A 6862-nucleotide genomic window follows, 5' to 3' on the forward strand; every position below is an offset into this window, starting at 1 on the left:
GCACCGAAAGACGGCCGTTGAGGCCCTTCGTCTTCGCAGCGCAGCAAGAAAATTGTCTTCTCCGCGAAACGTCTGAGCGAGAGAATGCGTAATTGCGAAGGCCGGCATGACGCCGGTTTCGTTTTACGGAGGAGATTTTTTCCAATGAAGATCTTGCTCACGACCGCAGCCTTTGTCGCGTTCACTCTTTCCCTGTCCCCCGCATCGGCCGCGATGATGGCGTGCACCAAGGACAACATGATGAAGTCCGCCGCCATGATGGGCGGCACAGCCGACACGCCGGCCAAGATGGCGTCGAACAAGGAAATGGCCATGGCCAACACGGACATGAGCAATGGCAAGATGAAGAGCGCCTGCATGCATTACATGAAGTCGCAGAAGGCCATGACGGCGAAGTAGCTGCCGGCCATGTCAAACGGCCGCGCTGTCAGCAGATGGCAGCGCGGCATTTTCTTTTGTTGTTCCTGGTCCGCTTCTTTCTCCCGGCGCGAATCCCGCTACATTGCGTCCTGCAATGTCACGCGCGCCCAAACCGCTCCCACTCACCACCACACAGGCCCRGCAGATCTGGCTGCACGCCCAGCGGCTGGATGAGCGCACCCCGTTCGGCGAAGGCGCGCAGGCCGTTGCGGACGCGACCGCTCATCTCGGCTATGTGCAGATCGACACCATCAACGTCATCGAGCGCTGTCACCACCACATCCTGTTCAGCCGCATTCCGTCCTACCGCCGCGCCGATCTGCGCCAGGCCCAGAGCGTCGACAGAAGCGTGTTCGAATACTGGACCCATGCGCTGTCCTACATCCCCTCGAACGATTTCCGCTTCTTCCTGCCGGCGATGCGCGAGCACCGGCGCGAAGGGCACAGATGGTTCGCCTCGGTGAAGCCGGCCGATACGCGCAAGGTGATGCGGCTGGTGCGCGCCGGGCCGCTGACGATCCGCGACATCGAGGATGACGTGCTCACCGAGAAGGAGCATCTGTGGCAGAGCCGCAAACCCTCGAAGCGCGCGTTGCAGCTTGCCTTCTACACCGGCACCGTGACCATCAGCGAGCGCCAGGGCATGCTCAAGACCTACGAGCTGATGACGCGTCATTTCGGCTGGGACAAGCTGCCGAAACCGGCATCGGCAAAGGACATCACAGCCTATCTGCTCGATCGCGCGCTGCGGTCGCAGGGCGTGGTGAGTCTCGATTCGGTCTGCCATCTCGACGCGCCGAGCAAGAAGGCGGTCGCGCGCCTGATCGCCGCGCGCGTGCGTCGCGGCGAACTCGTCCCTGTCGCGATCGATGGCGCCAAGCAGGAGCATTGGGCGGCGCCCGCGGTGCTGGAGGCCGGCGGCGAGGGGCCATCGCCCGATCTCGTCCACATCCTTTCGCCGTTCGATCCCCTGATCATCCAGCGCAAGCGCACCAACCTCATCTTCGGCTACAACCATCTGTTCGAGGCCTATGTGCCGAAGGCCAAGCGCAAATTCGGCTATTTCGCGCTGCCGGTGCTGGTCGGCGACGAGATCGTCGCCGCGCTCGATCTCAAGACCGACCGGCAGGCCAGGAAGCTCTTGATGCAGAAATGGACGTGGGTCGGGGAGGGAAGGAAGACCGCGGGGCGCAAGGAGCTCAAGCGTGTGATCGAGGAAGAGCTCGATCGCTTCGAGCGGTTTCAGCTCGCGGAGTGAGCGTGTTTGACTGGGGGATCCGGTTTCTCGCGACGCGGCTGTCGAGCCAGATGCCGACGACGATGCCGATGAGGTAGGCGACCAGATTCCACAGCGAGAAGATGCGCCCCAGCAGCAGCGCGCCGGCCGTGGTCAGCCGGAACGCATCGAGCCATGGCACGTGCACCAGCCGGGAGAATTCCACGACGACCGCGATCAGCACCGCGATGGCCGCAAGCTGCATCCGCGACAGCCTCGGCAGCAAGACCCCGACCAGCAGGAACACCATCGTCGCCCACAACAGCGAGCCGCCGTACTTCACGACGAAGGCGGGAAGGCCGAGCGGAAGGCCGTACCAGCGCAGGGGGAGGCCGCAGGCGATCACGACCAGCGCCAGCCCGGCCCGGACCAGGGATGTCCGAAGCGGCGCAGTGGGGTTATCCGGCTGCGCCCCATGCATTGCTTGCTCCATTGACTCTTTCGCGGCGATGCTCAAAACCCCGGATCAGCCCATAAAAGCAACAACCCTGGGGGGAAGCCATGAGCCAGACCACGACCTTTGCCGGTTCCGCCGGCACAGCCAAGACGGAAGTCGAGACCTCGACCATCCGCGCCATCTCCTGGCGCCTGATTCCGTTCCTGGTGCTGGCCTACTTCTTCTCCTATCTCGACCGCGTCAATCTCGGCTTTGCCGCGTTGACCATGAATGCGGAGCTGAAGTTCACGCCGCTGATCTTCTCCTGGGGCGCCGGCATCTTCTTCATCGGCTATTTCATCTTCGAGGTGCCGAGCAATCTTGCGCTGGAAAAGTTCGGCGCCAGCCGCTGGATCGCCCGCATCATGGTGACGTGGGGCATCATCTCGGCGCTGATGGCGATGGTCAGCGGCGTGACGAGCTTCTACGTCCTGCGCTTCCTGCTCGGCGTCGCCGAAGCCGGCTTCTTCCCCGGCATCATCCTCTATCTCACCTATTGGTATCCGGCCGAATATCGCGCCCGCTTCCTTGCGGCCTTCGCCATCGCCGTCCCGGTCTCGACCGTGATCGGGGCGCCGGTCTCGGGCCTGCTGCTCGGGCTCGATGGCACGATGGGCCTGAAGGGCTGGCAGTGGCTCTTCATCATCGAGGGCATTCCTTCCGTGCTGCTCGGCATCGTCACCTGGTTCTATCTCACCGACAGGCCGGAGAAGGCGGATTGGCTCTCGGCCGAGCAGAAGGCCTGGCTCAAGGCGAAGCTCGATTCCGAAATCGCGGCCAAGCAGGCGGTGAAGCATCTGTCGCTCGGCGAAGCGCTGTCCTCGCCGAAGGTGATCGCGCTCAGCCTGATCTATTTCGGCTTCGTCGGCGCGCTCTACGGCATGCAGTTCTGGCTGCCGCAGATCGTGAAGGCGTTCGGTCTCACCAATGCCCAGACCGGCTTCGTCACCGCGATCCCGTATCTGTTCGGCACCATCGCGATGATCCTGTGGGCACGGCACTCCGATGCCACGCGCGAGCGCGTGATGCATGTCGGCGCGCCGCTACTGCTCACCGCGGTCGCGCTCGGCGTCTCCTCCTATCTCACCGATCCCATCCTGACGATGGTGGTGCTGACGGTGGCCGCGATCGGCGTGTTCTGCTGCTTTGGTGTGTTCTGGACTCTGCCGACCGCCTGGCTCTCCGGCACGGCCGCGGCCGGCGGTATCGCCCTGATCAATTCGATCGGCAACCTCGCCGGCTTCGGCGGGCCATATTTGATCGGCTGGGTCAAGGAAGCCACCGGCCAGACCTCGACCGGCCTGCTGGTGCTCGCGGTGCTGCCCCTGCTCGCCGGCATTTTGGTTTTTGTCGGCGGCCACGACAGCAAGCACGAGTTCGCCGGGCAGGGGCGGTAGAGCCAACGTCGCCCTGGCGGATGCCAGGGCCCATTCTCCGCGGCTCCTCTCGGGGCGCGCGGGGAGACGGCTTCTCCCAGCAACCGACTTCAGGGGTAATGGGCCCTGGCCTTCGCCAGGGCGACGGAGGGTTACCACCCCTTAACGATCACGCTTTCCTGATGACTGACGATTATTGACTTTTATCAGTGATTAGTCGACATTCCTCTCATTGCAGTCGCAGGAGTGTCCTCCGATGTTCGTCCGGTCGGTTTTATCCAGCTATTCCAAGCTCTTGGCAGGTGTGTCGCTGGCCCTGATGGCCGCGGCGCTTGCCGGGTGCAATGACACCGTCGCCGAGAAGGCCGAGCCGCCGCGGCCGGTTCTGGTCGCCACCGCGCATTATGATGCCGAAACCCCGGAGCGGAGCTTCGTCGGCACCGTCAGGCCGCGGATCGAGAGTGATCTCGGCTTCCGCGTCGCCGGCAAGGTCGCCAAGCGCCTCGTGGAGGTCGGCCAGACCGTCGAGATCGGCCAGCCGCTCGCCACCCTCGATGAGGTCGATCTGAAGCTCCAGGCCGAGCAGTCCGTGGCCGAGCAGACCGCGGCGACCGGCGTGCTGGCCCAGGCCGCCGCCGCCGAGCAGCGCGCCAAGGATCTGAAGGCCAAGGGCTGGACCACGGACGCGCAGATGGATTCGAGCCGCGCCGCCGCCGATGAGGCCCGCGCACGGTTGAACCGGGCCGAGCGCTCGGTCGAGCTGACCAAGAATTCCCTTTCCTACGCGACGCTCAACGCCGACGCCCGTGGCGTCGTCACCGCGACGCTGATCGAGCCCGGCCAGGTGGTTGCCGCAGGCCAGGCTTCGATCCGTGTCGCCCGCTTTGCCGAGAAGGAAGCGGTCGTCGCGATCCCTGAGACGCTGGTCGGACGTGCCAAGTCGGGCGCCGCCAGCGTCACTCTTTGGTCGGAGCCGGGCAAGAAATATACGGCCAAGCTGCGCGAGATCGCGCCCACCGCGGATACCGCGACGCGCACCTATCTCGCAAAGTTCTCGCTGCCCGAGGCCGACGACAAGGTTTCGCTCGGCATGACCGCGACGCTGACGTTGTCGGACGCCGCCACCGAGCGCGTCGCGCGGCTGCCGCTGTCGGCGCTGTTCAACGAAGGCGGCAAGCCCTCCTTCTACGTGGTCGACGACAACGGCGCGGTGACGCTGAAGCCGGTGGTGGTGAAGTCCTACGAGAGCAACGACGTCGTCATCACCAGCGGTGTCGAAGAGGGCGCCAAGATCGTCGCCCTCGGCGTGCAGAAGCTCGATCCGGGCCAGAGGGTGCGGGTCGTCTCGTCACTGTCTTTCTAGGCGTCTTTTACGAGTTCGTCGTGTGAGGTGAGTTTCGGCCCAAGCGCAAATGCTGGGGCTGAAGCGGCGAAGCGATCCAGAACTTGCCCAGCCCCCTGGATTGCTTCGCTGCCTCGCGACGACGGGTTGAACAGAGTGGCTGACGTTTTTGCAATTGGATCGTCTTTTCGGAGAGAGCGATGAAGCGCTTCAATCTTTCGGCCTGGGCCGTCAGCCATCCGACGCTGGTCCTGTTCCTGATGCTCGTGCTCGGCGTCGCCGGCTTCTTCTCCTATCAGAAGCTCGGCCGCGCCGAGGATCCGTTCTTCACGGTGAAGGTGGTCAACGTCTCCGTGATCTGGCCGGGCGCAACCGCCCAGGAGATGCAGACCCAGGTCGCCGATCCCATCGAGAAGAAGATCCAGGAGCTGCCTTACTTCGAGAAGGTGCAGACCTATTCCAAGCCTGCCTTCACCGCGCTCCAGGTCACCTTCCGCGACTCGACGCCGCCGAAGGACGTGCCTTACCTCTTCTACCTGCTGCGCAAGAAGCTGGTCGACGTGCAGGGCCAGCTGCCCTCCGGCATCCTCGGACCCGTCGTCAACGACGAGTTCTCCGACGTCGATTCGATCCTCTACATGATGACCGGCGACGGCGCCGACTATGCCCAGCTCAAGAAGGTGTCCGAAGGCTTCCGTCAGCGCCTCCTGAAGGTGCCGGGCGTGACCAAGGTTGACGTCTACGGCAATCAGGACGAGCGCATCTTCGTCGAGTTCAGCCACGCCAAGCTCGCCACCCTCGGCATCACGCCGCAGGCGCTGTTCGACTCGCTCGCCAAGCAGAACAACGTGACCCCGGCCGGCACGGTCGAGACCTCCTCGCAGCGCGTGCCGCTGCGCGTCACCGGTGCGCTCGACGGCGCCAAGGCCGTGGCCGAGACCCCGGTCGAGAGCAACGGCCGCGTCTTCCGCCTGGGGGATATCGCCACCGTCACCCACGGCTATGTCGATCCGCCGAGCTTCGTCGTGCGCCAGGAAGGCAAGGCCGCGATCGGCATCGGCGTCGTCACCGCCAAGGGTGCCAACATCCTCGATCTCGGCAAGGAGGTCGAGAAGGCCACCGCCGAGTTCATGAAGGCGGTGCCGCAGGGCATCGATGTCAAGCTCATCGCCGACCAGCCCAAGGTGGTCGAGCACGCCRTCGGCGAGTTCGTGCACTCCTTCATGGAAGCGCTCGTCATCGTGCTGTTCGTGTCGTTCCTGGCACTCGGCTGGCGCACCGGCATCGTGGTCGCGCTGTCCGTGCCGCTGGTGCTCGGCATCGTCTTCATCGTCATGAACACGATGTCGCTCGACCTGCACCGCATCACGCTCGGCGCGCTGATCATCGCGCTCGGCCTTCTGGTGGATGAMGCCATCATCGCGGTCGAGATGATGGTGGTGAAGATGGAGCAGGGCTGGGACCGCATGCGCGCGGCGTCCTTCGCCTGGGAATCCACTGCGTTTCCGATGCTCACGGGAACGCTGGTCACGGCCGCTGGCTTCCTCCCCATCGGCTTTGCCAATTCCGCGGTCGGCGAATATGCCGGCAGCATCTTCTGGATCGTGGCGATCGCGCTGGTCGCCTCCTGGTTCGTGGCGGTGATCTTCACGCCCTATATCGGCGTCATGCTGCTGCCGAACATCAAGGTGCACCACAACCACGATCCGCACGCGGTCTACGAGACCCGCATGTATCGCGGCCTGCGCGCTGTCGTGCAGTGGTGCGTCAATCACCGCATCACGGTGGTGGTCGCGACCGTCGGCGTCTTCGTCGCCTCGGTCGTCGGCTTCGGTCATGTCCAGCAGCAGTTCTTCCCGCTGTCGGAGCGGCCCGAGCTGTTCCTCCAGCTGCGCCTGCCCGAGGGCACCGCCTTCAACGTCACCGAGAAGGCGGTGAAGAAGGCCGAGACGCTGCTCAAGGACGACAAGGACATCGAGACCTATACCGCCTATGTCGGCCAGGGTTCGCCG

6 protein-coding genes are annotated in these 6862 nt (G+C 64.3%); 5 read left to right on the forward strand and 1 reads right to left on the reverse strand.

Annotated features, from left to right (window positions below; translation table 11 throughout):
• The first annotated feature begins 144 nt into the window (after positions 1-144).
• Positions 145-399, forward strand: coding sequence for a hypothetical protein (locus AC1D00_RS20195; RefSeq protein WP_027549347.1), 255 nt, complete (start codon positions 145-147; stop codon positions 397-399).
• Positions 400-514: 115 nt separating this feature from the next.
• Positions 515-1678 (forward strand): winged helix-turn-helix domain-containing protein, encoded by a 1164-nt coding sequence (locus AC1D00_RS20200; protein WP_477011874.1) that lies wholly within the window; start codon positions 515-517, stop codon positions 1676-1678.
• Here AC1D00_RS20200 and AC1D00_RS20205 read toward each other — a convergent pair.
• Positions 1620-2117, reverse strand: coding sequence for a ribosomal maturation YjgA family protein (locus AC1D00_RS20205; protein ID WP_477011876.1), 498 nt, complete (start codon positions 2115-2117; stop codon positions 1620-1622). The genes AC1D00_RS20200 and AC1D00_RS20205 overlap by 59 nt on opposite strands.
• 80 nt (positions 2118-2197) lie before the next feature.
• Here AC1D00_RS20205 and AC1D00_RS20210 point away from each other — a divergent pair, with 80 nt between their 5' ends.
• The 3 genes from AC1D00_RS20210 to AC1D00_RS20220 form a co-directional block, all read left to right on the forward strand.
• Positions 2198-3529, forward strand: a complete 1332-nt coding sequence (locus AC1D00_RS20210) for an MFS transporter (RefSeq protein WP_404558553.1) — start codon at positions 2198-2200, stop codon at positions 3527-3529.
• A gap of 235 nt (positions 3530-3764) precedes the next feature.
• Positions 3765-4871 carry an efflux RND transporter periplasmic adaptor subunit gene (locus tag AC1D00_RS20215; RefSeq protein ID WP_271576559.1) on the forward strand — a complete coding sequence of 369 codons (1107 nt, stop codon included), beginning with the start codon at positions 3765-3767 and terminating at the stop codon, positions 4869-4871.
• A 179-nt stretch (positions 4872-5050) separates the two neighbouring features.
• The coding region (locus AC1D00_RS20220) for an efflux RND transporter permease subunit (RefSeq protein ID WP_477011875.1) at positions 5051-6862 on the forward strand (1812 nt) is incomplete at its 3' end.

Source organism: Bradyrhizobium sp. P2_E8 (genome assembly GCF_056403875.1).